Source organism: Flavobacterium sp. PMTSA4 (assembly GCF_032098525.1).
GTDB lineage: Bacteria > Bacteroidota > Bacteroidia > Flavobacteriales > Flavobacteriaceae > Flavobacterium > Flavobacterium capsici.
This window is the reverse complement of record NZ_CP134890.1, coordinates 1,113,383-1,138,696: the sequence shown is the minus strand read 5'-3', so window position 1 is coordinate 1,138,696 and position 25,314 is coordinate 1,113,383. Positions and strand designations below refer to the sequence as shown.

The window sequence follows — 25,314 nt, the reverse complement described above, 5'->3', positions numbered from 1 at the left end:
GTAGGTATTAGTAATTGGATGGAATGGTTGTAATTTTGGCATCTCCCCAAAGACCTTCAATATTATAAAATTCACGAATTTGTTTTTGAAATACATGAACAACTACGTTCACATAATCCATCAAAACCCATTCACCATTGTCCGTACCTTCTACGTGCCAAGGCTTGTCTTTTAATTCTTTTGAAACTAGTTTTTGGATTGAGTTAACTATAGCGTTAACTTGGGTATTTGAATTTCCGTTGCAGATGATAAAATAATCACAAACTGCGGTGTCAATCTCTCTTAAATCTAAGATGTCAATGTCATTTCCTTTTACTTCTTCTATTCCCTTTATTATGTTTGCTAATAAAATATCAGATTGAACTTCTCTTTTCGCCATGTATTAATTTTCTATGATTTGCAAAGGTATTACTTTTTGTGTTTATTTTTGCTTAATAAAAGTTTAAAATTCTTAACAAAACACAACCTTCTTCATGCTAGTAATCAAACTCAATGCCATAGATTCTACTAATGATTATTTAAAGCAGTTGAATAAAGAAAAAACGCTTAGTGATTATACCGTTGTTACAACATTTTCACAAACAAAAGGTAAAGGTCAAATGGGTTCAAATTGGATTTCTGAACCAGGTAAAAATCTAACTTTTAGTGTTTTAGTTAAAGATAGTGTTACTCTACAAAGTTCAATTTTTGATTGTAATGTAGCAGTTGCAGTTTCTGTTCTTGAAGTTCTTCAATCTTTAAAAATTCCAAATTTAAATATTAAATGGCCTAACGACATTTTGGCAGAAAGCAAAAAAATCGGTGGCATATTGATTGAGAATAGTATTAAGGCAGATGGTATGATAGATACGGTTATTGGTATTGGGCTTAATATTAATCAGGAAGATTTTTCAGGTTTACCTTCAGCTTCATCGCTAAAGAATATTGTAGAAAAAGATTTTGATTTAGAATTCTTGTTGGAGAAAATTGTAAATCAGCTAAAAAGTAATCTCAATAAATTACCATTGCGAAAGGAGTTTTTTTGGGAGAAATATAAATCTCATTTATTTAAGATAAACCAACCTATGGCTTTTGAAGACTTAAATCAAAACCGCTTTATGGGAATTATTACAGGAGTCAGTTCTGATGGTAAGTTAGAGTTAGTGTTAGAAGATGATTCCTGTCAAACCTTTGGTTTAAAAGAGATTAGGATGTTGTATTGAATTTTTAAGAATTAAATATTCCAACTTCTGTATTTCATCAACAAATTTAATTGTATTTAAAGTTTGAATAAATGATACTTTGCTCAATAAAAGTCTTTTTTTTAAGGTAATAAAACTTTGAATGCAATCGATTAATATTTAATCCTAATTACCTAAATTTGGAAAAATAATTTAGTAAGCACCATATAAATTTTAATAGGATGAGTTATTACAAAATACACGATCTAGAGAATTATTTTAAAATGTATAAAAAATCGGTTCGTGAGCCGAGAAAGTTTTGGGACAAAATAGCCGATGATAACTTTTCATGGTATCAAAAATGGGAAAAAGTATTTGATTTCGATTTTCAGGAAGCAAAATTCCGTTGGTTTATTGATGCCAAACTAAACATTACTAAAAACTGTATCGACAGGCATTTAGCACGTCGTGGAGATAAAACCGCTATTCTATTCGAACCAAATAATCCCGATGAAGAAGCCCAACATATAACCTATAATGAGTTGTATGCCAGAGTGGCCAAGATGGCAAATGTATTACGCGAGCAAGGTGTACAAAAAGGAGATAGAGTTTGTATTTACCTCCCAATGATTCCTGAATTGGCTGTTGCTGTTTTAGCATGTGCAAGAATAGGAGCGGTTCATTCGGTTGTTTTTGCAGGATTTTCGGCGTCAGCAGTAGCTGCTCGAATCAACGATTGCGATTCTAAACTGGTTATAACTTCTGATGGAAGCTATCGTGGTGATAAAACCATCGATTTAAAAAGTATTGTTGACGAAGCTTTAGAGAAAGCACCTGGTGTCGAAAAAGTTTTGGTTGTTAAAAGAACCAATACAAATGTAAACATGAAAGAAGGTCGTGATATTTGGTTACAACCTTTATTAGACGAAGCCATTCCAAACAATGTTGCCGAAGTAATGGATGCAGAAGATCCGTTGTTTATTCTATATACTTCAGGTTCAACAGGAAAACCTAAAGGCATGGTGCATACCACCGCAGGCTATATGGTTTATACCGCTTATACCTTTAAAAATATATTCAATTACGAAGAGAACGATGTCTATTGGTGTACTGCCGATATAGGTTGGATTACCGGTCATTCCTATATACTTTACGGACCATTATTAAATGGTGCTACCACAGTAATGTTCGAAGGAGTTCCTTCTTATCCTAATTTCAGTCGTTTCTGGGATATCATTGAAAAACATCAGGTAAACCAATTTTATACCGCACCAACTGCCATTAGATCATTGGCAAAAGAAAGTATAGACTTCGTTCAAAAATATCCTTTAAAATCATTAAAAGTTATTGGATCAGTAGGCGAACCTATCAACGAAGAAGCTTGGCATTGGTATAACGACCATGTTGGCGGAAAACGTTGCCCATTGGTAGATACTTGGTGGCAAACCGAAACTGGTGGAATCATGATTTCTCCTATTCCGTTTATCACGCCTACAAAACCTACTTATGCAACTTTGCCTTTACCTGGAGTGCAACCCGTGTTAATGGATGAATTGCGCAATGAAATTGAAGGTAATCAAGTAACGGGTAGTTTATGCATTAAGTTCCCATGGCCATCTATGGCGCGAACCATTTGGGGCGACCACCAGCGTTTTAAAGAAACTTATTTTACTGCTTTCCCTGGTAAATATTTCACAGGTGATGGTGCTTTGCGCGATGAAGTGGGATATTACAGAATTACAGGTAGAGTAGATGATGTCATTATCGTTTCAGGACATAATTTAGGAACCGCACCAATAGAAGATGCTATCAATGAGCATCCAGCGGTAGCCGAAAGTGCTATTGTTGGTTTCCCACACGATATTAAAGGAAATGCTTTGTATGGATTTGTAATTTTAAAAGAAACAGGTGAAGGTAGAAAACAAGAAAATCTTGCCATTGAAATTAATCAATTGATTTCTGACCAAGTCGGACCAATTGCAAAGCTTGATAAAATTCAGTTTGTATCGGGATTACCAAAAACACGTTCAGGAAAAATCATGCGTAGAATTCTAAGAAAAATAGCCGAAGGCGACTTTAGTAACTTTGGCGATACATCAACCCTGCTCAATCCTGAGTGTGTAGAAGAAATTAAAAACGGGAAGCTTTAAGCTTCCTTTTTTTTTGGACAAATCATAAATTAAACTTAATAGTTAGGTCATTTTAACATCGATTATTATTTTTGAAAGTTACCTTTATATATGTTTATGAAAAAAATTACTCTTCTATTGGTTGTGGCACTAGTTATTAGTTCGTGTTCGTCCTTAGGACAATCTAAAAAGAAAAAGAAAGAACAAGAAGCCGCCGCCAAAGCAATGGCTCAAAAAAATGCCGAAGCTCAAAAAGCAAAAGATAAAAAAATCAAAGACTACAATCAGGTTATTACTAAAGAGGCTAAAACCGATGATGGTCTTTTTAAAACGCATAGAGTTGCCGATAAACACTTTTTCGAAATCCCTACTAAGTTGTTAGGCAAAGAAATGTTGTTGGTGAGTCGTATTGCCAAACTACCTTCTGGACTTGGTGGTGGATATGTGAATGCTGGTTCTGAAGCAAATGAACAACTCATTACTTGGGAGCGTTTTCAGGATAAAGTTTTAATTAAAGTAAAGTCGTATGCGGCGGTTGCTAATGATAGTTTGCCGATAAACATTTCAGTGAAAGCTAATAATTATGAGCCAACTTTGTATGCGTTTGACATTGCTGCTTTTACCAAAGATTCGAGTGCTGTGGTGATTGATGTTACTAAGTTTTATAGTAGTGATGTGAGAGCATTAAGCGGTTTATCATCGCAGATGCGTGAGGCTTATAAAGTAAAAAACCTGGATGATTCGCGTAGTTTTATTACTTCCGTAAAATCATTTCCGATGAATATTGAAGTAGTTCAGGATTTTACCTATAACGCTTCAAAACCGCCTGTGCTGGAAGATACGGAGTCGATTAGTCTTCAAATGAATCAATCGATGATTTTATTGCCCGAAGTACCAATGAAGCCAAGACTTTTTGACGAAAGAGTAGGCTGGTTTACTACGAGTCATTATGATTATTCCAGTGAAGCATTGAAATCAGATGAGAAGCGTTTTATTAGAAAATGGCGATTGGAACCTAAAGATGAAGCGGCATATAATCGTGGGGAATTAGTAGAACCTATTAAACCTATCGTATATTATTTAGACCCGGCAACACCTGAGAAATTGCGCAAATACATTAAAGCTGGAGTAGAAGAGTGGCAAAAAGTTTTTGAAGTAGCTGGTTTTAAAAACGCTATTCAATGTAAATACCCGCCAACGAAAGAAGAAGACCCAGACTTTAGTCCGGAGGATATTCGTTATTCGGTGATTCGCTATGTGGCGAGTACTACGCGTAATGCGGTTGGCCCGAGTGTTTCTGACCCAAGAACGGGTGAAATTATTGAGAGTGATATTATTTGGTATCACAATCATTTGCGTTCGTATAGAAACCGATATTTATTGGAAACCGGTGCTGCTAATCCAAAAGCAAGAACTTTGGATACAAGCGATGAAGACATGGGCGAAATGATGCAAATGGTTATTGCCCACGAAGTAGGTCATGCTTTGGGATTCCCACATAATATGGGTGCTAGCTGTGCTTATGATGTTGAGGATTTGCGTAAACCTGCGTTTACTAAAGAGTTTGGAATAGCGGCTACCATTATGGATTATGCCCGTTTTAATTATGTGGCACAACCGGGTGATGGCGATGTTCGTTTCATTCGTCAAATGGGACCTTATGATTATTATGCTACTAACTGGGGTTATCGATACTTGTCGCAATTTAAAACACCTGAAGAAGAAGTGGCAACGCTGGATAAATGGATTTTAGAAAAAGCAAACAATCCTATTTATCGTTTTGGGAGTCAAGGAAGTTCATTTGACCCAAGGTCACAAACAGAAGATATTGGGAATGATGCTGTGAAATCGAGTACGTATGCGTTGAAAAATTTAAAGTTTGTTGCTGAAAATTTACCTGCATGGACGAGTAAAAAGACCAATGATTATGAAGATTTAAAAGAGCTTTATGATGAGTTGTTAGGATGCTGGAGCCGTTATGTTGGACATGTGGCTACGAATATTGGTGGTGTGTATGAAAATTATAAAAAGCCTAATCAAGCGGGTGATGTTTATAATGTAGTGCCAAAAGCCAAGCAGGAAGCAGCGTTGCAATGGTTGTTAAACAATGCATTCAACTCGCCAACGTGGTTGGTAAACAATACGGTTTTGGAAAACACGGCCTATGCGGGTTATACCGAAACCTTCAGAAGTGTACAAGCTCGTTTTTTAAACCGACTGTTGAGTTTTGAAACTTTGGGTAGATTGACGGACGGAACTACGCTCAGTGATGCGAATTATAAACCGTTAACCTTCATGACACAACTACGCAAAGGACTATGGAAAGAAGCCAGCAGCGGACAAAATGTTTCGGTGTATCGTCGAAATTTGCAACGAGCTTACCTTGAGCGCATGGAGTATTTAATGACAGGAAAGATGACGAATACTCGTGGTGATGATTTTTATGTAACCTCACAATCGGATGTGCCGGCGCTGGTTAGAGGTGAGTTGAAAGCCTTATTGGCGCAATTGAAAGTGGCAAAAAACGGTGGTGTTAACTTGGAAACGAAGTATCATTATGACGATTGCATCAGTAGGATTGATAAAATACTAAATCCTAAGAAATAGAATGAGTGAACCGCCTTTTCGGCGGTTTTTCTTTTAATATCACTTTCTCTTAAAAAATCATTGATTTCATTAAAACAATTGTTAATCTCACACAAGCAAATTAAAAAGGCATCTAGTAAATGCAAATCTTCTTCAAATCATTCTCAATTGTTTGCCTTTCAAAGCCAATTGTCATCAAAACAAATCCAAATTCCACAAAAACAAATCCAAATTCCACAAAAACAAATCCAAATTCCATAAAAACATACACAATTGTCAAGCAAACATATTCAATTGACACCCGTGTTTTTAAAAAAGGAACCCCTTACATTGATAAAAGGAAGGCGTGTTTTTAAAAAAGGAAGGCGTTACATTGATAATAGGAAGGCGTGTTTTCAAAAAAGGAAGGCGTTACATTGATAAAAGGAAGCCGTGTTTTAATAATCGTCACCCGTTACATTGATGAAAGTAACAAAAAATTATTTCTTTTTTCTTATAAAATACTGTTTTTAAGACAAAAATGATGAAAATCTCAAAAAAATACCTTTCCAACTCATAATAGCAGCCCATAATTACAAATTCACAATTAACAATTAAAATTAGGGGGATTTCCCCCTTTTTTATAATAATGGGATTGACTACATTTGATAAAATAAAAGTTACTAAAAGGTACGCATATACATCCAAAATTGTGTAGACATGTATACTTTTGGTGAACATATATACAAGTTAGGTGCAACTTTTAAGAACATCCGCTTTGAAATTAACAGACTTTCTCACTCACAAAAAATTTGGACAATGTAAAAACATTGACATTGAAAGCAATAAGATAGTTTTTAATGATATAAAAACCATTCTTCCTTTGAATAATTGGCAGTATGCTGATTTGTCCGAATTCGATAACTTTATTTCTAAATACAGTTTTCCACAGAAAGAAGAATTTAAAAAGAAAGATAGAAACGCTGTGCGAGATTGTTTTCCAAAACCACAAATTCTTTTAAAAAAGAATGGGCAAAATGACATTCGCATCGCCTTAGCATTGTATCCTAAAAAGACTCTGACTGGAAATACGTTATTGCATTTGAGAAGTATTAATAAGTATGAACAAATGGAAATAAGATACTTTTTAAAATTTACTAGTGCGCCGATTAATGAACCTAAAATTCAGAAAAGAGGTTTTTATGAATTTTGCCAATCTAGCGATATACTTTTTGATTATGATTTTATTGAAGATTCAAAAGTAAATTCTGCAAGGTTGAGAATTATAACATTTGGATTTAATGATTATGTTTTGCTATTGTTTGCATTTGACAGAAATGAAACTCTTGACCAAAGTGAGCTTGAAAGTTTAGCCGAATCATTCAAAAGCTGCGCCTAACAGCCGTTTGGCGTAATTACTGTACTTTTTATCAAAGTTATGCGATGCTTCCTTTGTAAGTATCACAACTAAGGAGCAAGTTGTTTTTTTAATGCAGGCTTACTACTTTATTGATTTTCCATTGGTTGTTGGTGTAGTGCCACATGATGATGAACTTGCTGGGATGTGAAACGGCGTTTGGTTCCTGTTTGTTGTGGAATTTGTGGTAGCCAATTTCTACGGCGCCATAGTTTTTAATGGGATAGACTTCTATGGTTCCTGCTACGAGTTCGCGGGTTACTTTTCCGCAGATGTTATTTTTGGTACCTTCAAGGATGTCTTGTTTTGAGGTTGAGAGACCGCCGAGGTCGTGGTAAAACTCAATATCGTCGGCATAGATGGTGGCTTGTTTGTCTAAATCGCAAGTGTTGTAGGCATCAAAAAAGGTTTTGTCCATCGCTACAATCTGGTTGTAGAGTTCCTGGTCTTTTATTTCGTATTTGGGCTGTGTATCGGCTGCTGCTTTCTTTGCAGAATTACAAGAGGCGAGGCAGAGGCATAGGGTTAGCGCAAAGAGTAGTGGTTTATTCATAGTAACAAATGTAGTAATTTTAAGGTGATGGGATTGTTTTGTGTTGAAGGAATTGGAATACCTGCCTACCAATATTAGAACTTTGGGGTTGGTGTTTTTTTGACTGATATATAGTTTTTTTAAATATTTTGACACTTAATTCGTTCGTTTACAAATTGATACTTTAAAAAAATAGAATTATCTTTGAGAAGAAAGAAATAAATTAATTTTTTGAGTATGAAAAAGGAAACATTATTACTCGTTTTTTATTTAATTTCTCAATCATTGTATTCGCAAGTAGGTATTAACACTACAACCCCAAATGCGCAACTAGAAATTAAATCTACTAATCAAGCCACCCCAACAAATACTGACGGAATTCTTATTCCTAAGGTAGATGCCTTTCCCGCAACTTTACCCACAGCGGCACAACAAGGAATGTTGGTTTATTTAACTACTACCGTGGGTGCTAACCCTCCAGGTTTTTATTATTGGAATAACCCCACGACCACGTGGATTGGTATAGGCGGAGGAGCAACTGGGAGTACTTTAGACCAAGCTTATGACTTTGGTGGCGCAGGACTTGGTAAAACCATAACGGCAGATGCAGGAGCTTTAACCATAGCAGGAACAGATGGTTTGGCAAGTACCGGAACTTTGGGTAGTGGCGCTGTAGCTCTAGCGGGTGATGGCGTAAAAATGTTTTGGAATCCCAGAAAAGCTGCATTTAGAGCAGGAGAATCAATAGCCGGTTTTTGGGACGATGCCAATGTAGGTCAACATTCTGTAGCCTTTGGAATTTATTCTCTAGCCAGTGGAAATTTTTCAAGTGCTTTTGGGAATGCAAATGCTACGGGTGCTGGCTCATTTGCAGCAGGGTATCAAGCTACCGCAAGTGGAATCAGTTCTCTAGCTTTTGGTCGTTTTACGACAGCCAGTGGGTCTTATTCTAGCGCTTTCGGACTTACAAATACTAGTTATAGTATAGGGGAAACTGTTTTGGGAATTGGAGCAACACCTTATACCATCAGTACAAATGGAAATACTCAGTTTAGAGCAGCCAATGCCGCAGACCGTTTATTTGTGGTGGGAAATGCTGTTGATTTAAACAATAACAATTCAGTAGACGACGGGACATTTGCCACAGACGAAAGAAGAAACGCTTTTACCATTCTAAAAAGTGGTAGAGTTTCTATAGGAAACATTACACCAGGTGGACAATTTGAATTATCGTTAAATGAAGGAAGAAAACCAGGTACTACTACATGGACAGTAACTTCAGACGAAAGACTAAAAACAGTGAATAGTTTATATAATAAAGGATTAAATGAAATTATGCAATTAAGACCTGTACTGTATAATTACAAAAATGTAGGTTCAAAAACATTTGAAAAAGAAGTCCTTGAAACGGAGTTTTCGGGTTTTTTAGCACAAGAAGTGCAACCTCTTTTCCCAGAAGCGGTTGGTGCAGATGACGATGGGTATTTAAACTTTAATATGCATCCTATTCTAGTTGCTTCTATCAACGCAATAAAAGAGCTAAAAGCAGAAAATGACAGTCTAAAAGCTGAATTAATAAATCAAAATGAATTACTTGATGAACTATTAGAACGTGTACAAAATTTAGAGAATAAAAACTAAAAAAAACCGCCCAGTTTAATGAGCGGTTTCGTATTTTAACTAAAAGAAATTAGATTTTCTCTTCGCTGTTGTCATCGGTTTTGGTTTCGGTTTGAACGCTGCTTTCTTCTGTTGGGTTTTCCCCTTTTAAGTAAGTAGGCAAATTCAATCCTGCCATGTTAAACAAATCGTTCAACGGTGGCACGGTTTTCATCATACCCGAAACGAAATTGGCGGTAGAACCATTACCATCGGTATTGTTACCTGAATCCCAAACAGTGATTTTATCAATCTTGATGTTTTTCACAGCTTCAACTTGTGTTTTCACCAATTCTGGTAATTTTTCAATTAACAATAATTGGAACGCTTTGGTTGGGTCACCACCAGCAGCACCAACAACTTCGCGATACCCTTCGGCTTGCTTGGTTAGTATTTCATACAAACCTTTTGCTTCGGCTTCCATCTTAGCAAAGATAGCATCAGCTTCCCCTTTTGCCTGAACACGGATGCGTTCTGCTTCTGCTTGAGCATCGATGATGGCTTTTTGTTTGGCAATTTCCGCAGGAATAACCACGTTGGCATTTTGCGTAGAGCGTTCTCTTTCGGCACGTGCTTGCTCTGCTTTTTGCTCTGCAACGTATGATTCTTCTAATGCTTTTGCACTTTGTACTTTTTCAGACGCTAAGGCAATACGCAACGCTTCGGCTTCTTTTTCTCTACGGGTAGCTTCCGATTGTGCAATGGCAATCTTGGCTTCGTTTTCCCCTTGGATAGCAATAGCATTGGCTTCTGAGGTTTTTACACGGGTATCTCTTTGCGCTTCAGCTTTACCAATACTTTCATCTTTAAAAGCTTCGGCTATGCTAACTTCTTTGTCTTTGTTGGTAATAGCAATTTTCACATCACGGTCACGGTGTGTTTCGGCAATTTGAACGTCTTTTTCACGGTCGGCCATTGCTTTACCAGTTTCCCCGATTTTTTCTTGCTCGGCTACCGAAATTTTAGCTTCGTTAATAGCTTTCGCCGCTGCTTCTTTACCCAAAGCTTCAATATAACCTGATTCGTCTTTGATATCGGTAACGTTTACGTTTATCAGTTTCAAACCAATTTTCTTTAACTCAGAATCTACGTTTTTAGAGATGTTGTCTAAGAACTTATCTCTATCAGAGTTGATTTCTTCAATAGTCATGGTAGCGATAACTAAACGCAACTGACCAAAAAGAATGTCTTTTGCCAACTCCTGAATCTGGTCGGGACTTAATCCTAAAAGACGCTCAGCAGCCGTATTCATACTATCGGCTTCGGTAGAAATAGCGATAGTAAAACGACATGGAACATCCACACGAATATTTTGTCTTGAAAGTGCATTGGTTAGATTGGCTTCAATGGAAATGGGTTTTAAATCAAGATAAGCATAGTCTTGAATTACAGGCCAAATGAAAGCTCCACCACCATGAACACACTTTGCAGACGTGCCACCTGTTTTTCCATAGATAACTAAAATTTTATCTGATGGACAACGTTTGTAACGAGAAATCAACGCGGTTATAGTAACAAACAACACTACAACAGCAACCACGATAATAATAATTTGTGACATATATATAAAGGATTAAATTTTTTCTACTAATACTAATGCGTTTTGGTCTACACCAATAACTCTTACGATGCTTCCAGTTTCTAGCTTTTCATTTTCAGTAACAGCATCCAATTCGTGATAGGAACCATTAATGCTGATTTGAATTTTACCTCTTCCTGATTTCTTTTCGGGAATGGTAAGATAAACTGTTCCGGTTTGGTTTAGGGTTTTATCGATAGTAAACGAGTTGTTTTCTCCCAAACGCATAATCTGCTTGATGATGAAGAAGAACAAGCCTACAAAGATAATACCTACCACAACGGCAACGATAATCAAAACGCTTTTGTTTTCTATGACATCGTAGAACGAAATACCTGTCCAGCTGAAACCCAGCAAAAAGTTGATGAGGTTACGTAAACTGAATAATTCAAACGGTGCATCACTAACGTCATGGCTTTCTACTTCTACTTCCACGTCGGCATCGGCACCGCCAAAACCAGTGAAGGTGAGGATGGTTTGTAAAATAAAAAACAAACTTACAGGCAAAGCGATATACCAAAACGCTTTAAGTAAAGGTTCCAAGTTTTCGAGAAAGTTCATAGGGATATTTTTCAAATGTTATGATTATACGCACACTTTATTTGAAAGTTACAAATTGTAGGATAAATATTTTTTTGAGATTATTAACGGTATCTTTAATTTAAGAATTGTAGAATAGTAAAAATCAATTCTTTTCAATAGCTTTGAACTTTCTTTAAAATTGTATATGAAAACAAAACTACTTTTAGCATTATTCTTAACGAGTTCATTATCTTTTAGTCAAACGGTTTGTACGGCTGGTTTTGCAGGAACGTTTCCTTGTAATATGGTTGATTTGATGGCTAATTTAACACCTGCTCAAATTGGCGGCACATCCAATACGCAAGGTAACGATTGTTGGGGTTGGACTGACCCGTTGACTAATAAAGAATATGCTTTGATGGGTTGCACCAGTCATACCGCTTTTGTAGATATTACTAATCCGGCTGCTCCAATTTATCTTGGAAAAGTGGTTTCAACCAATGGGGTAAACAGTCTTTGGCGTGATATTAAAGTGTATAATAATTATGCTTTTATCGTTTCAGAAGCTACAGGACATGGAATGCAAGTGTTTGATTTGACGAGATTGCGCAATCAAACGGCACCACAAACTTTTACTCCCGATGCACATTATACTGGTTTTGGAAGATGTCATAATATTGCAATCAATGAGGCAACGGGTTTTGCTTATTGTATAGGTTCCAATACTTTTTCAGGTGGTGCACATGTGGTAAATATTCAAAATCCTTTAAATCCAGTTTTGGCATTGGGTTACAGTGCACAAGGTTATACACACGATGCACAAATTGTAACCTATAACGGTCCTGATACTGCTCATGTAGGTAAGGAATTGTTTTTTGGATGTAATGAAGATAAAGTAGTGATTGTTGACATGACCAATAAAGCCAACCCGGTTTTGTTGTCAACGTTTACTTATTCTAATACGGCTTATACGCATCAAGGTTGGTTAACGCCTGACCATAAATATTTTATCATTGGTGATGAATTGGATGAGAGTAACTTTGGATTCAATACACGTTCAATAGTAATCAATGTATCAGATATTGATAATCCGGTGCTAAACTTTAACTACACTGGAACTTCGCCAGCTATTGACCACAATGGTTATACAAAAGGCAGTCAGTTTCATTTGGCAAGTTACCGCGCAGGCTACCGAATTATGGACATGACTAACATCGAAACAGGTTCGATGAACGAAGTTGGTTTTTTTGATACGTATCCGGCTAGTAACAGCGCACAGTTTAATGGTGCGTGGAGTGTGTATCCTTATTTTCCAAGCGGTAACATTATTGTTAGTGATATTGAGCGTGGTTTGTTTGTTTTACGTTTGCAAAGTCCGCTGTTAAACAATCAGCAAATTGCTAAAAACAAAGTAGCGCTTGCGCCAAATCCTGCAAATGACCTACTTACTATTACCAGTGAAGTAGAAATGAATACCATTCAGGTATTTGACACGCTGGGGAAAACAATTTATACTACGAATTTAAATAATACATTGACAGCAACTTTAGATGTGAGTCAATTTCAAAAAGGATTGTATTTTGTAAAAGTCAATGATTTGCAAGTACAAAAACTGATGGTAAATTAAAATGAAAAATCTTGTTTGCTTATTTCTGGTTGCGGTAATGTTGTTTTCTTGTGAAAGCGAGGAACGTGCTACTACTTCATTTCAAGGAAAAGTAGCATGGGCAAAAACCATTGGTGGAAGCCAAGAAGACAATACCAGTAGCGCTGTAGCAACACCAGATGGTGGTTTGATGGTCGTTGGTTCTACGCGTAGTAATGATGGCGATGTAGTTAAAACTCATGATTTATATGATGTTTGGGTAACCCGATTTGATGCCTCAGGAAATGTTCTTTGGAATAAAACCTATGGCGGTTCAGGAGATGATTATGGCTATAGTATCATTCATACGAATGATGATAATTATGTAATTGCTGGTTATTCGGGTAGTGCAGATTATGATGTGCCTTCTAATCAAGGATTTCACGATTTTTATATTATCAAAATTGATGAAGATGGCGAAATCATTTGGAGCAAGTCTTATGGTTTTATGAGTCACGACCATGCGCATAAAATTATTCAAATGAGTGATGGTGGTTACTTTGTGGCTGGTTTTGCAGATTATGCTGGACTAATAGGTCAATCAGGAAATGGTGAAGGACATCAAATGGGTAGAGGTGTGCAACATGGAGTAGGTGAGTTTTTCGGAATCCGATTGGATGCAAACGGCGATTTCATGTGGTATCGTTATTATGGCGGAACTATGAACGACCGCGTGAATGATATTGTTGAAGACAATGAAGGCGGAATCGTTATGGTGGGTTATTCGGAAAGCCCTGATTTTGATGTGGAGAATCCTAAAGGAAGCTATGATTACTGGGTAATTAATATTGATGCCGAAGGCCATTTGCATTGGAAAAAGAACTTTGGCGGACCTGATATTGACCAGGCCTATGGCATCGTGAAGACTGATTTTAATTCCTATTTAATAGTAGGTCAATCCAATAGTGTAGAAGGCGATATAAAACATCCAAAAGGCAACAGCGATGTTTGGGTGATTCACCTTAACGAGCATGGCGAATTGATTTGGGAGAAATCATTTGGTGGTAGTGAGTTTGAAACGGCTACTTCCATCAAGAAAACGAGTTATAATACCTTTGTAGTGATTGGGCATACCCGCAGTACCACGGCACAGTTTACCAATAAAGGTCAAAACGATATTTATTTATTCGAAATTGATGCCTATGCAAACTCTACCATCCATTGGGAAAAAACCTTTGGCGGAACTGATTTTGACCTAGCTTATGATGTAGCACAAACCAAAGACGGCAAACTCTACCTAGTTGGCGATACACAAAGCAGCGACGGTAATTTTAACCTAAACAAAGGAATGAACGACCGCTTTGTAATTAAGTTAGAGTAAACCATTAATGAGATGCAAAAAAAGCACTTCAATTGAAGTGCTTTTTAGTTTTATTCATCTGTCAAAGTCTTAAGAAAGGCAATAAGTGCTTTTTCTTCTGCTTTAGTAAGATTTAAATTATCTGGAGGTAAGGTTTGATTTTCTATATGTAACCCCATTCCAACGCCACCACCTTTGTTATAAAAATCAACCACTTGTTCTAGTGAATCATAAACACCATTATGCATGTAAGGTGCAGTCAATGCTACGTTTCTAAGTGTAGGTGTTTTGAATGCATTTTTCAATTGAGGCATTTTGTATTGATAATATCTACCCAAATCTTCACTAATAGCCAAGCCTTTATTTGTTTGAGGAGTTCCAATAACTTCCTGTTCTGTTTTTCGATAAACTGGCGGTACCGTTCCGTTGAATAATGGAATAAAATGACAAGTGGCACATTTTGCTTTTCCTGCAAACAAATTGAAACCTAATTTTTCTTCTTCAGTAAAAGAACCTTTAGATTGGAAATATAAGTCGAATTTTGAATTGAATTTGTTCAGCGAGCGAATATAAGAAGCAATAGCATTTTGAACCTGCCATTCTTCAATGTTTGAAGTTGTGTTAAATGCTTTTTGAAAAAGCGATTGGTATTTTGGTTCTTTTTCAAGAAGAGGAATGCTGTTTTTTAAATCGCCATGCATTTCATCTCTATTTTGAATAACAGCCAAACTTTGCTTTTCTAAATCAGCTTGACGCATATCCCAGAATTGAGCATTCTGAAGTGAAGCATAGGTAAGTGTAGGAGTGTTTCTTGGAAGTTTTAATCCAAGTAGTGATGAGTTTGTTTTCAAGCCATCAGTAAAAGCTTTATCAGGATGATGACAGGAAGCACAACTTCGGTCGTTTGATTTTGACAATTTAGTTTCATAAAAAAGTTCTTTTCCCAAAGCAGCTTTTGCATCGCTATAAAGATATTCTTTAGAAGGAATAAAAGCATCTACATTAAAGCTTTCAGCAGAGAATAACGTTCCTGAATTTTGATTCACAACACTGTTTCGGTTTACCATTGTAATGTTGTTGTCTTTTTGAAAAGCTACTAATCTTCCACTTATCGGGTTAAGATACAACTTGATAAAATTAGCTCTGTCAAATTGATTGAAGTAGGTATTCTTTTCACAAAAACGAACCGCTTCGCTTATTAGTTTTTTTAATTCCTTTTCTTCTTTAGAGTTGTTTACGTTCAGTTTTTCTATTATTGGTAATAAACCATTCAAGCTATAAGGTGTTTCTTTTATCGATTGTAATGCTACTGGCGAATCAAACCCAGTAATACCAAGTGTCAGTATTCTGTAGACTTCTAATTTTGTGGCATCTAAAACTAAATCAGGTGAAAGAGTTATAGCATTTAAATGATTGGTAACTTGAGCAATGTTGCCTTTTAATACAGCAATCTCTCTAATCAAAGTAGATTTGTTTTGCGGGTCGTATTCTGGGAAAATGAATTCCTCAATAACCTGAAAACCATTTGGAGGTAAAAATTTGTTTTCTTCTACTTCTAGTTCATCTAAAGCAGGTCCGTTTATAAATCGTGCTGGATCGGGAGTGAAATATTCAACTGCCCATTCTACCTTTTTATAAGCAGCACGGGTTTTATTAAAAGCGGTTTGTATTTTTTCTAAAGGTTGGTCTTGTTCAACTACAACTTTAAATTGTTCAATTTCAATTTTCAAATCATCAAGTTGCTTAACAAGTTCTTCTTTAATCGTTGTTTTTTTATATTCAGTTTGGCAACTAATAAAGAATAAGGAGGTAAAGAATAGCGTGTAAATTTTGGTAATAGTACTGATTTTCATGAGATATAATAGGATAAAAGCAGAAAGAGCAACCCAATTAAAGGTTGCTCTTTAGTATTAGATAAAACAATTAGCGTTGAACGTTTCTGATTAACAACGTTTGTCCTCCTTCTTTGTTAGTATTCAAACCACTACCATCAGCATTTAAGAAAGCATCTTTTTGCCATGTATGAGGATGAATGTTTAGGATAAATGTTCCAGGAACTCCAATAACATTTGAAATGTCTTCCATAGCACCATATTCCCAGCTACCATATCTCATTTCGTTTACTGTGTTGAATTCAGCATTCCAGCTTGGGTTAGTTCTTTGATGATTCATAGTCATCCAAGGTCTTAATTCTCTTGTTGCAATGTTATATTGCCAAATGTATGAATCGTGTTGAGCTGCTGCATAGTATGAATCTCCGTCTTCTTGAATGTAAACATAGTTTTCAGTCACACAAACGTTATCTGGATTGATAATTCCAGTCCCAGGAGTAGAATCACCTTCAACAACTACCTCAAGTGTTCCTGCAAGTGGGTTGTGGTCGTCCATTTTTAAACGGTAAACTCTTCCCCACATAGTGTAACCTGCTACTGGCATGTTTGCACTCGCTTGTCCTGTTGCAGTGAAATAGATTTCTCTGTTGTCTTTTTTGTTTCCTTTTTTATAGTCAACATCTTCAACTCTTGAAAAACGAATTGCACCTAAGTTGTTTACAGTAGTGTTGATAGCTGCACCAGTTAAGTTTTTAGCATTTGGAATCTCAACAAAGCTTACACCATAAGTAGAACCAACAGTCATTGACATTTCAACTTGGTTTCCGTCGTTTCTTTTTAAAGCATATAATTTACCATTTGATAAATCACCAACATTTTCAGACATATACATTAATAATTGTCCTGCACTTGCGTGTGATGTGCTGTATGATTGGTCTTCACCAATAATGATAACAGTTTTGTTTGGGAATGTGTTTTTTGGAAGAGGAACAGCATTTTCCATACTTGCTTTACCTAAAGCAGGCAATACTCTGTCTGTTCTGCTTTTATCAGATATCAATCCGAATGGATCAATACCGTGAACCATACTTTCTTCACCACTTTCACCAGCTGTTAAAAATACTGGACCAAAACCATGAATTTGTGGAGTTGCTAATGTAGCAGAACACAATCTTGTTTGACCACCAACAGCGTCAACAATATATTCTCCTTTCTTAGGTGTTAAATTAGCATCAAAGAATACTCTTGAAACTGATTTTAAAATCTCGTGATTTGTAATCATTACAAAACCGTTAGAGTTTGGGTCTTTCATAAAACCAGCACCATCAGGTTGAGCGCCATAAACAAATCCTGTAGATAATGGTAAAATGTCTTCACTACTGATTAATGAGTTAATAGTCAAATTCTCAAATCCTGGTTGAGCAACTGCTAAAGGCGGAGTAGTAGAAGTTAATTGAAAATCAACTTTTCTAGCAGCAACGTTTGCTTCACCACTTGTAGCGTCTTCGTTTTGACAGCTAAAAGACAATAATCCAGCTACTGCCAACAGCACCGAATTTCTTAAATAATTTTGATACATAACTTTAATTTTTTAATTGTTGTTTGTTTTTTACAAATTTATTTCAACCATTCTCAGAAGGTCTTAAGCTAAGTTTTTCAATCCATAAACAAATAGTAAATCAAATGCTAACACAATGTAAAATTGTAAATTTTTTGTAAAGTAGAATCTAATAATGTCAGACTAACTGGGGAGTTATCTCTTTTTACTCGATTTAGCCAAAGGATTGAATTTTAGGCATAGGTCTAACCAATAAACGAGTTCTTTTGTTGTTTTATGACCATCTTCGGTTACAAAGATGTAACCTTTCATGGGTTTACCAGTAAAATCCATTGGGATTACGTTTTCTTGTTCCAAAGCATTTACATAGTCTTCAGGAGCAATTCGGCAAAGAAGAAAATCTTGATTGGTTTTTTTATCAATATGGCTACCACAACACATTTTATCATCTACCATAAAACAAACGCCAGCAAACATTTTCTTTTCATAGAAGTCAACTTTTTTCTTTTGAAAATATTCACGGATGCGTTGTACAGTATCTTCGTTATAGGCCATAGGTTGCTATTTTCAATTACGAAAATATGAATTTGTAGAAAATAATACCAATTTCAGTTCCCATTAAATTAGATTTTATATTGCTTCAACTTTAAACATAATAAGTGTTATCTGTCTGTAACTAATATATAATCAGTATCTTTAAAGAAATTCAAAGCTCAACTATTTCAATCTACTCAATTTGATATCTATATCTAAAACAATAAAAAGTAAATAATTATGAAAATTTCAAAAGAAAGTATTGAAGTAAAAATGCAAATTCCGGGAGCAATCGTTAGACAAAGAACTGATTTTGGTGATGCCAGTGGATTAGGAAAAATTAGTGGAGAATATTTCAGTCTTTCAGCTGGAGTAGATACTACACCTTTGTTCATCGGATTAGAAGGCAACTTATGCCAATGTCCTCATTGGGGTTTTCTTTTGAGTGGTCAAGTTACCACTACTGATGTTAATGGCGAAAAAGAAACGGTCAATGCAAACGATTTGTTTTATTGGCCACCAGGACACAATGTTTCCGTTAATCAAGATGCCGAAATCATTATGTTTAGTCCACAAAAAGTGCATACACATGTTATCAATCATATGATTGAAATGGTCAAATAAAAATTTTAGAGTATTTATTTTTTAACAAACTCCGAAGAAAAATCATTTCCCCATTGCATACTTGTTAGGATAATTATTTCCTTATGTTTTACAATGCCTAGTAATAAATCTACCTTTCTTTTTTCTTTGAAATCTAAAATCAATAAAGGGGTTTCAATTTGTTTTATTTTCCAGGTTCCTTCTCCACTGCCGTTAAATTGCTCCGATTTATTTAAAACAAATGTTCCGTTATCATAAATGGTTAAAATTTTTTGTTCATTTCCCAAGTTATAATCCCCAGCAATTTTATGGGACAGATTAAGTTGAAATAACGATACAAAAGCAATGTGAATAACTGGAAGTGATAATAACCCTAATCCAGTAAAAAGTAATTTGTTTGATTTACCTTTTCTAATATTTAGAAAACCCCAAAGAGCGAGTATAAACCCAATTAATGGACAGATAATGTAGAGTGGAAAGAACCAAATTGCTTCCATGAGTTTATTTTTTAATCAAAATATGATTTATAGAATTTAATTTAACTAATTATTAGTTCTTCAAATACTGAATAAAGATATTCTTTTTATTAATGTTTATTAATGGCTGATATAGATGTTATATAGATTAAACCTTTAAACCGACGCCAATACTAAGATGTTTATTTTCAGTCAATACTAATTGTTTAGTAGCAATTTCTAAAACTAAGGATAAGACTATAATTAGTTTTTAAATTATACAGTTGACAAAATGATTTTTTAATTATTTTTCTATTCAAATCAGAATCTTCTTTTACTTTATTGACCAAAAAAATACCCACTTGAAAGAGTGGGTATTTTTTTAATAGGTTTATTAATTATCTTGTCAATAAAGCATTAGTGATTTCTATTTTGTTTAAACCTTCTTTGGTTTTGATGGCACAATCTTTAAATTTAATGTTTTTTGCAAAAAAGACTCCAAATGGTCTTTGTGCATCGATAACAACATTGTCAAATGTAACATCCTCAATTAGTGATTCAGGTAAACCCCAAACTAAACCTGCACGGCCACCTTCTTTTGTAGTGGCTTTTATGTTTTGAAACACAAAGTTTTTATAAGCAGGAGTTAGTTCTGCTACTGAAGCTGCAGGATATCTTTCGGCAATTTCAGGAGTTATTTTTTTCAAATCTCTAAATTCTTTTTCTTCTGCATTATAAGCTTGGTACATAAGGATAGGCATACCTACATTCTCCATAGTAAGGTTACGGTAAACCATGTTTTCAACAGTTCCACCACGGTCGCGGTCGGTTTTGATTCTGATTCCGTAATCAGTATCTGTGAACGTACAATTTTCAACTACAAAGTTTTTAACTCCTCCTTTGGTATAACTACCAATAGAAACCCCATGGCCTGTTCCATACGTGCAACCCGTAATTCTAACATTTGATGTTCCACCACCACAAGTGTAGTTATCATCTCCCGTGCTAATGTCACAGTTCTTAATTAAAATGTTGTTTCCAGTAACATTACAAGCATCAGTATTGTGACTTGGATTTACTGGGTCTTTTGAAGAAGGAGCTCTTACGGTAATACCGCTAACAGTTACATTAGTTGTTTTACCGCCAATGGCAATATGGAATTTAGGCGAGTTCATCAATTTAACGCCTTCAATCAAAATTTTATCACAGTCTTTTAAAACAATCATTCTAGGACGATTGAAACCTTCAGTTTTGTATTGTGGCCACCATGGACTTCCTTGCCCATCAATGGTTCCTTTTCCGGTTATTGAAATATCGTGAAGTTTTGTTCCGCTAATGAAACTGGTTCCTTCCACTGATCCACCAGGATAACGGTCTATTGGAAGAAAACGAAGGATTGCACCTTTGTCTAAATGTAAATCAAGATTGCTGTAAAACGTTAATGGTCCCGAGAGATAAGTTCCTTTAGGTAGAACTACATGTCCGCCACCAGCTGCAACAGCAGCATCTATGGCTTTCTGAATGGCAGCAGTATTATCGGTAGTATCATCGCTAACCGCGCCAAAATCATTAATGTTAAACGTTTTCTCAGGAATTATAGGCAATGGTGGTGGTGTGTATTTTTCTTGAGCTTTAATAATGTTGCATCCAGTTAATACAAGTCCTAGAACAAGGGTTACTATTTTTTTCATTTATAAAAGGTTACTAGTTAATATGGTTTATACTTTTGCAATCGATTACATCAAAAGTTATTCCAAAGATAAAAGTTGTTTTTGAATTTTACTATTAATTTTTAATTAGTATTTACAAATCATTGTATTTCACTGGGCTGCACTGTGCAAAAGGAGTTTCTGTTGGTAAACTGAACTTAGCATTCTTTACAAACTTTTTTAGAAGTTTATCAAACTGTTTGGCTTGCGTTTCGGTTAGTTCGCCTTCTTTGAAGTTGTATAAAAAATAATCGACGGTTCCTTTTTTAGAAAAATATATTTTGTTGAAACAACTTACTTGCTTTCCCCATTTGAAATTGTTTTTCTTCAAAAAATCAGATAGTTCATAGATAAACTGCTGATACGATTTAATGTAAGCATCCTGATTTTTAAAAAGAGACTTTTCAGGATTGCCATCAATACCTCCAGGATAAATGCTGTCAAGTTTTTTATAAATGCCTTTTTTGACTGCTTGGTCAAACGTCATGCTTTGCTGAGCAAAAGTACTAACGCTAAAAGTGAGTAACAATAGAAGTATATTTAGGTCTCTTTTTTTCATAAAACAGGTGTTAGTTGTTGATTTGTTTCAAGCGAAACTTTGCACAGAAGTAAAAATAATAAATTATAGTGAGTGCAAATAATTAATTTTTGACCACCTTTTTTAGATTATTATAATAAAATCAAGGGCTTTGTTAAATTGTTATTATTTTATTGAGTAAAGTGAAACTATTGTGAATTTTTTAGTTGAGAAATTGTAAATTAGATGCCAAATTAATCTAACTACTTTTTATTTATGAAAAAAACACTACTATTTATTTCTGCTATTGCATCATTTTCACTAGCTACACAAAAAACAACCGCACAGAATCTACAAACCATTTCCATTCAAAGTGGTTTTAATGCCGATGTTGTTGCCAATGGAGTTGGTACATCTGCTTCATCAACTAATAACGATGTTGACGGAGTAAACTTTGCTTTTGTGGCAAGAGATTTTCAGTTAACTTCAGGAAGTACGGCTTTAACTTATGGATTGCCAAACAACGGACTTATTAACAGTGCTGTTCCTTCACCAGCCGGACTTAGCTATCAATTAGCTTCTTACAGCGGTAATAACGCACTTAGACTTCAAAACGCAAATGACGCAGGGACTTTAGTATTTACCACACCTATTGCGGCAGTCAACTTATACATGTTGGCTACTGGTGGAAGTGGTTCTTGTATTATAAACGCAACAGTAAATTTCTCTGATGCGACAACACAAACCTTCACGGGTATTTCTATTTCTGACTGGTATGGTGGTACTAACTTTGCCATTCAAGGCATTGGAAGGATAAATCGAACGAATGATGTTTTAGAAAATGGAGGAGGAACAAATCCTAGATTGTATCAAATTCCGTTAGCTATAAGTTCGGGTAATCAGCCTAAGCTTATTGAAAGCGTTACTGTTACTAAAGTAAGTGGAGGAGTTCCTAACGTGTTTGCTTTTTCGGCTGATGCTTACACCAGTTGTCCTGGACCAACAAATATTACCTATACTTCAACTACTGATGGAGGAGTATTCAACTGGACAGCACCTGCAAGTGCACCTTCAATGGGTTATGATTACTATTACAGCGATACAGCTACACCTCCAACGGCTTCTACTACGCCTTCAGGAAGTGTTGGAGCAGGAGTAACTACAGTAACCCTAACAGGTTTAAATTTAGGAGTACCTTATTATTTCTGGGTACGTTCTAACTGCGATACCGTTCAAGGTTTCTGGCAAATGAAAACATTCACTACTGGTCAAATGGTGTTTACTTATACTGCTGGTGATATTAATACCGAATACACTCTTAATGAGCCTACAATTACCAGTACAACAGCTTGTACGGGAACTTTAAACGTAACCGTACCATCGGGCTTTCAAATTGGTTCAACAGATGTTGCCTACACCATGACTACTGCCAGCAATGGTTGGATGAGTGAGCAAAGAACACTGTTAGTATGTACTACTAACAATACTACTGAAGCTGCAATTACTTCGGGAGTTGGAGGAACTACAGGAACTTATGCTTACAACAGAACAGGACTTAGTCTTGCTAATGGTCTTTCGGGAGCTGTTAGTTTTGACCTTAGAGCATGGAGAACTTATGGTGGTTCAGGTTGTAATGCAGACTATAACAGAGTAAATAACAACTCTTGGAAAATAACTATTACTTTAACAGACCAGTTGTCTACCGCTGAGGTAACACAATCAAAAATCAAAGTATATCCGGTTCCGTTTACGGATGTGATTTATCTTGATAATGCTCAGGAAGTAAAAACCATTCTTGTTACAGAAACTACAGGAAAATTGGTTAGAACTATCGAAAACCCACAACCAGAAATCAACCTTTCTGATTTAAATTCGGGACTTTACATTCTTAGCATGATGATGCAAGATGGTAGCACACAGCACACCAAAACGATAAAGAAATAAGATAAATAAAAAATGGGTCAGCAATGACCCATTTTTTATTATAAAATCTTACTGAAAATCTTAGTTCTTTAAAGTATTTGATTTTGCCAACCAGTCTAGGTATCGTTGTTTCAGAAAATCATCTCCATCCTTTCTATATTCAGGAGAAAAAACTGTAAAGTGATCTCCAGTGTAATAAGCAACTTGGAAAGAAGAATGTAATTGTTTCATTTGTTCGTCGAGTAAGCGAACAGCATAATTGAGCAGAAAATTATCCTGATTTCCAACAGATATACGAACCTTACCATCTAAATCAGATTTAACAGATTCCCAGTTTTCTTTAAGATTTAAAGCAATATCATATTTTTTCCAATTGGAAAACACAGTTTTGTTTATGTCTCCTGTTTCGCTATCACAAATACTTTCTGGCAATCCGTTAGTGCCTTTTTTGCTGAACACGGCATCAAAAGAATGCATTTGTTCACCGCGATATATGACATTTTCCATTTGATAAATAGTTTTCATAGTAGCCCAAGGGAAAAAACCAGCTACAGTAGCTACCAGACAAGGTGTTCCGTTTTTGTCATAAAACATGTTCTTATCTTCATATAGATTTATTTTTTGAAAATTTCTGAAGTCAACTGGATCAGGTGAGCTAGACCAACATCCATCAAATATTTTTGGATACTGAGTTTGAAGCCAAAGTACAGACCAACCACCGCTGCTGTGACCCGTTAATAATTTTGCGCCATTGCATCTGAAATCTTTTTCAAGCTGTGGAATAAACTCTTTGACTAAGGCATCACCCCATGGACCATTATTATCGCTATTGGCATAAACCGAATGGCCTAATGCACATTTACCATCAAGAAAGACTCTGATAACAGCAATATCATTTATGGGTTTGCTGGCTAAGGTGTCACCTGAGTAGCGATAATAATCACCTCCATATCCGGAGATGTTAAATAATACAGGGAATTTTCTTTTAGGTTCGCTATAGTATTCTTTTGGTAGAATTACAGCCGCGTTAACAGTCATGTTTTTTGCATGAAAATTGCTTAGTAATGCAGATGAAGCTTTAAATTCTTTAACATATTTAGTCTCCTTAAATGCAGGAAGCTCTGGAATTACCATTGATGCAGTAATATCAAAAACTTTTTCGGTGTCTTTGGTAATATTTATTTTTTGGGAGGCATTGTATAAATTGCCAGGACTTTTAGCAATAGAACTCCCGCCAAGATTTCTGTCCCAAACAATTTGAACATAATATTCTCCGCGTTCAATATTTGAAAGTGTAACAGGATAAGAAACAGCATTATCATCAATAGTAACAGCTTGTCCTGGTTGAATATTTTTTACAGAAACCATAAAGCACGGAAAACGCTCTAAACCTACAGCACCTTCTTTAGGTTCTTTGTTTTCTTTTGACATGTATACTAATACATTCCCTGTAAAAGGTTGATTAAATACAGCAGCGGTATATTTTGCTCTTATTTGTTGGGAAAATCCATTAACTATAAATAATAATGCTAGTAAAATACTAAAATGTAGTTTCTTCATTTTTTAAAAGTTATTATAAATAAATTGTTGTGTAGATTCATCAATGTTCTTGTTACAACCTTTTGGAAAGATACAACTTTTACTCAAAACTTACACGCAAACAAAAGACGGCTTA

Annotated in this window: 20 protein-coding genes; 9 read left to right on the top strand and 11 right to left on the bottom strand. The window is 35.5% G+C overall.

The window, feature by feature from the left end:
* Positions 1 to 7 precede the first annotated feature (7 nt).
* Positions 8 to 379: a ribosome silencing factor gene (gene rsfS / locus RN605_RS05255; protein ID WP_313322847.1), complete on the bottom strand. Its 372-nt coding sequence runs from the start codon at positions 377 to 379 to the stop codon at positions 8 to 10.
* 94 nt (positions 380 to 473) lie between these two features.
* Here rsfS and RN605_RS05250 point away from each other — a divergent pair, with 94 nt between their 5' ends.
* The 4 genes from RN605_RS05250 (at position 474) to RN605_RS05235 (ending at position 7,253) form a co-directional block, all read left to right on the top strand.
* Positions 474 to 1,202: a biotin--[acetyl-CoA-carboxylase] ligase gene (locus tag RN605_RS05250; RefSeq protein WP_313322846.1), complete on the top strand. Its 729-nt coding sequence runs from the start codon at positions 474 to 476 to the stop codon at positions 1,200 to 1,202.
* Between the two features lie 200 nt (positions 1,203 to 1,402).
* On the top strand, positions 1,403 to 3,310 hold the full coding sequence (gene acs, locus RN605_RS05245; RefSeq protein ID WP_313322844.1) for an acetate--CoA ligase: 1,908 nt from the start codon (positions 1,403 to 1,405) through the stop codon (positions 3,308 to 3,310).
* A 96-nt stretch (positions 3,311 to 3,406) separates the two neighbouring features.
* Positions 3,407 to 5,896 carry a zinc-dependent metalloprotease gene (locus RN605_RS05240; protein WP_313322842.1) on the top strand — a complete coding sequence of 830 codons (2,490 nt, stop codon included), beginning with the start codon at positions 3,407 to 3,409 and terminating at the stop codon, positions 5,894 to 5,896.
* A gap of 736 nt (positions 5,897 to 6,632) precedes the next feature.
* Positions 6,633 to 7,253, top strand: coding sequence for a hypothetical protein (locus RN605_RS05235; RefSeq protein WP_313322840.1), 621 nt, complete (start codon positions 6,633 to 6,635; stop codon positions 7,251 to 7,253).
* 88 nt (positions 7,254 to 7,341) lie between these two features.
* Here the strand turns inward: RN605_RS05235 and RN605_RS05230 are convergent, their stop codons facing one another.
* The gene (locus tag RN605_RS05230) at positions 7,342 to 7,824 is read right to left on the bottom strand and encodes a nuclear transport factor 2 family protein (RefSeq protein WP_313322838.1); all 483 of its coding nucleotides are present in this window, start codon (positions 7,822 to 7,824) and stop codon (positions 7,342 to 7,344) included.
* A gap of 216 nt (positions 7,825 to 8,040) precedes the next feature.
* On the opposite strand from RN605_RS05230, the gene RN605_RS05225 reads away from it, so the two are divergent.
* Complete coding sequence (locus RN605_RS05225) at positions 8,041 to 9,444, top strand: tail fiber domain-containing protein (RefSeq protein ID WP_313322837.1); 1,404 nt, start codon at positions 8,041 to 8,043, stop codon at positions 9,442 to 9,444.
* 49 nt (positions 9,445 to 9,493) lie between these two features.
* Here RN605_RS05225 and RN605_RS05220 read toward each other — a convergent pair whose 3' ends face one another.
* Positions 9,494 to 11,023, bottom strand: coding sequence for a flotillin family protein (locus RN605_RS05220; protein ID WP_313322836.1), 1,530 nt, complete (start codon positions 11,021 to 11,023; stop codon positions 9,494 to 9,496).
* A 12-nt stretch (positions 11,024 to 11,035) separates the two neighbouring features.
* Positions 11,036 to 11,602 carry a serine protease gene (locus tag RN605_RS05215; protein ID WP_313322835.1) on the bottom strand — a complete coding sequence of 189 codons (567 nt, stop codon included), beginning with the start codon at positions 11,600 to 11,602 and terminating at the stop codon, positions 11,036 to 11,038.
* Positions 11,603 to 11,768: 166 nt separating this feature from the next.
* Here RN605_RS05215 and RN605_RS05210 point away from each other — a divergent pair, with 166 nt between their 5' ends.
* Both RN605_RS05210 and RN605_RS05205 read left to right on the top strand, forming a co-directional pair.
* Positions 11,769 to 13,190, top strand: a complete 1,422-nt coding sequence (locus tag RN605_RS05210; RefSeq protein WP_313322834.1) for a choice-of-anchor B family protein — start codon at positions 11,769 to 11,771, stop codon at positions 13,188 to 13,190.
* A 1-nt stretch (position 13,191) separates the two neighbouring features.
* Positions 13,192 to 14,529, top strand: a complete 1,338-nt coding sequence (locus tag RN605_RS05205) for a hypothetical protein (RefSeq protein WP_313322833.1) — start codon at positions 13,192 to 13,194, stop codon at positions 14,527 to 14,529.
* A 50-nt stretch (positions 14,530 to 14,579) separates the two neighbouring features.
* On the opposite strand, the gene RN605_RS05200 is transcribed toward RN605_RS05205, so the two are convergent.
* The 3 genes from RN605_RS05200 to RN605_RS05190 form a co-directional block, all read right to left on the bottom strand.
* Positions 14,580 to 16,361, bottom strand: coding sequence for a cytochrome c peroxidase (locus RN605_RS05200; RefSeq protein ID WP_313322832.1), 1,782 nt, complete (start codon positions 16,359 to 16,361; stop codon positions 14,580 to 14,582).
* A gap of 70 nt (positions 16,362 to 16,431) precedes the next feature.
* Complete coding sequence (locus RN605_RS05195) at positions 16,432 to 17,919, bottom strand: alkaline phosphatase PhoX (protein WP_313322830.1); 1,488 nt, start codon at positions 17,917 to 17,919, stop codon at positions 16,432 to 16,434.
* A gap of 174 nt (positions 17,920 to 18,093) precedes the next feature.
* The gene (locus RN605_RS05190) at positions 18,094 to 18,453 is read right to left on the bottom strand and encodes a TfoX/Sxy family protein (protein WP_313322828.1); all 360 of its coding nucleotides are present in this window, start codon (positions 18,451 to 18,453) and stop codon (positions 18,094 to 18,096) included.
* A 219-nt stretch (positions 18,454 to 18,672) separates the two neighbouring features.
* On the opposite strand from RN605_RS05190, the gene RN605_RS05185 reads away from it, so the two are divergent.
* On the top strand, positions 18,673 to 19,056 hold the full coding sequence (locus RN605_RS05185; protein ID WP_313322826.1) for a cupin domain-containing protein: 384 nt from the start codon (positions 18,673 to 18,675) through the stop codon (positions 19,054 to 19,056).
* A gap of 14 nt (positions 19,057 to 19,070) precedes the next feature.
* On the opposite strand, the gene RN605_RS05180 is transcribed toward RN605_RS05185, so the two are convergent.
* The 3 genes from RN605_RS05180 to RN605_RS05170 all read right to left on the bottom strand — a co-directional run bounded on the left by RN605_RS05180 (position 19,071) and on the right by RN605_RS05170 (position 21,758).
* On the bottom strand, positions 19,071 to 19,532 hold the full coding sequence (locus RN605_RS05180) for a hypothetical protein (protein WP_313322824.1): 462 nt from the start codon (positions 19,530 to 19,532) through the stop codon (positions 19,071 to 19,073).
* A 356-nt stretch (positions 19,533 to 19,888) separates the two neighbouring features.
* Positions 19,889 to 21,181: a glycoside hydrolase family 28 protein gene (locus tag RN605_RS05175; RefSeq protein WP_313322822.1), complete on the bottom strand. Its 1,293-nt coding sequence runs from the start codon at positions 21,179 to 21,181 to the stop codon at positions 19,889 to 19,891.
* Positions 21,182 to 21,293: 112 nt separating this feature from the next.
* Entirely contained in the window at positions 21,294 to 21,758 is a 465-nt protein-coding gene (locus tag RN605_RS05170; protein WP_313322821.1) for a hypothetical protein, read from the bottom strand.
* Between the two features lie 234 nt (positions 21,759 to 21,992).
* Here RN605_RS05170 and RN605_RS05165 point away from each other — a divergent pair, with 234 nt between their 5' ends.
* On the top strand, positions 21,993 to 23,660 hold the full coding sequence (locus RN605_RS05165; protein WP_313322819.1) for a T9SS type A sorting domain-containing protein: 1,668 nt from the start codon (positions 21,993 to 21,995) through the stop codon (positions 23,658 to 23,660).
* Positions 23,661 to 23,720: 60 nt separating this feature from the next.
* Here the strand turns inward: RN605_RS05165 and RN605_RS05160 are convergent, their stop codons facing one another.
* Positions 23,721 to 25,199 (bottom strand): alpha/beta hydrolase-fold protein, encoded by a 1,479-nt coding sequence (locus RN605_RS05160; RefSeq protein ID WP_313322817.1) that lies wholly within the window; start codon positions 25,197 to 25,199, stop codon positions 23,721 to 23,723.
* Between the last annotated feature and the right edge of the window lie 115 nt (positions 25,200 to 25,314).

Bases quoted from the DNA above. Each gene is read 5' to 3' on its own strand.
- rsfS (WP_313322847.1), bottom strand. From the start codon at position 379: ATGGCGAAAAGAGAAGTTCAATCTGATATTTTATTAGCAAACATAATA.
- RN605_RS05250 (WP_313322846.1), top strand. From the start codon at position 474: ATGCTAGTAATCAAACTCAATGCCATAGATTCTACTAATGATTATTTA.
- acs (WP_313322844.1), top strand. From the start codon at position 1,403: ATGAGTTATTACAAAATACACGATCTAGAGAATTATTTTAAAATGTAT.
- RN605_RS05240 (WP_313322842.1), top strand. From the start codon at position 3,407: ATGAAAAAAATTACTCTTCTATTGGTTGTGGCACTAGTTATTAGTTCG.
- RN605_RS05230 (WP_313322838.1), bottom strand. From the start codon at position 7,824: ATGAATAAACCACTACTCTTTGCGCTAACCCTATGCCTCTGCCTCGCC.
- RN605_RS05225 (WP_313322837.1), top strand. From the start codon at position 8,041: ATGAAAAAGGAAACATTATTACTCGTTTTTTATTTAATTTCTCAATCA.
- RN605_RS05220 (WP_313322836.1), bottom strand. From the start codon at position 11,023: ATGTCACAAATTATTATTATCGTGGTTGCTGTTGTAGTGTTGTTTGTT.
- RN605_RS05215 (WP_313322835.1), bottom strand. From the start codon at position 11,602: ATGAACTTTCTCGAAAACTTGGAACCTTTACTTAAAGCGTTTTGGTAT.
- RN605_RS05210 (WP_313322834.1), top strand. From the start codon at position 11,769: ATGAAAACAAAACTACTTTTAGCATTATTCTTAACGAGTTCATTATCT.
- RN605_RS05205 (WP_313322833.1), top strand. From the start codon at position 13,192: ATGAAAAATCTTGTTTGCTTATTTCTGGTTGCGGTAATGTTGTTTTCT.
- RN605_RS05200 (WP_313322832.1), bottom strand. From the start codon at position 16,361: ATGAAAATCAGTACTATTACCAAAATTTACACGCTATTCTTTACCTCC.
- RN605_RS05195 (WP_313322830.1), bottom strand. From the start codon at position 17,919: ATGTATCAAAATTATTTAAGAAATTCGGTGCTGTTGGCAGTAGCTGGA.
- RN605_RS05190 (WP_313322828.1), bottom strand. From the start codon at position 18,453: ATGGCCTATAACGAAGATACTGTACAACGCATCCGTGAATATTTTCAA.
- RN605_RS05185 (WP_313322826.1), top strand. From the start codon at position 18,673: ATGAAAATTTCAAAAGAAAGTATTGAAGTAAAAATGCAAATTCCGGGA.
- RN605_RS05180 (WP_313322824.1), bottom strand. From the start codon at position 19,532: ATGGAAGCAATTTGGTTCTTTCCACTCTACATTATCTGTCCATTAATT.
- RN605_RS05175 (WP_313322822.1), bottom strand. From the start codon at position 21,181: ATGAAAAAAATAGTAACCCTTGTTCTAGGACTTGTATTAACTGGATGC.
- RN605_RS05170 (WP_313322821.1), bottom strand. From the start codon at position 21,758: ATGAAAAAAAGAGACCTAAATATACTTCTATTGTTACTCACTTTTAGC.
- RN605_RS05165 (WP_313322819.1), top strand. From the start codon at position 21,993: ATGAAAAAAACACTACTATTTATTTCTGCTATTGCATCATTTTCACTA.
- RN605_RS05160 (WP_313322817.1), bottom strand. From the start codon at position 25,199: ATGAAGAAACTACATTTTAGTATTTTACTAGCATTATTATTTATAGTT.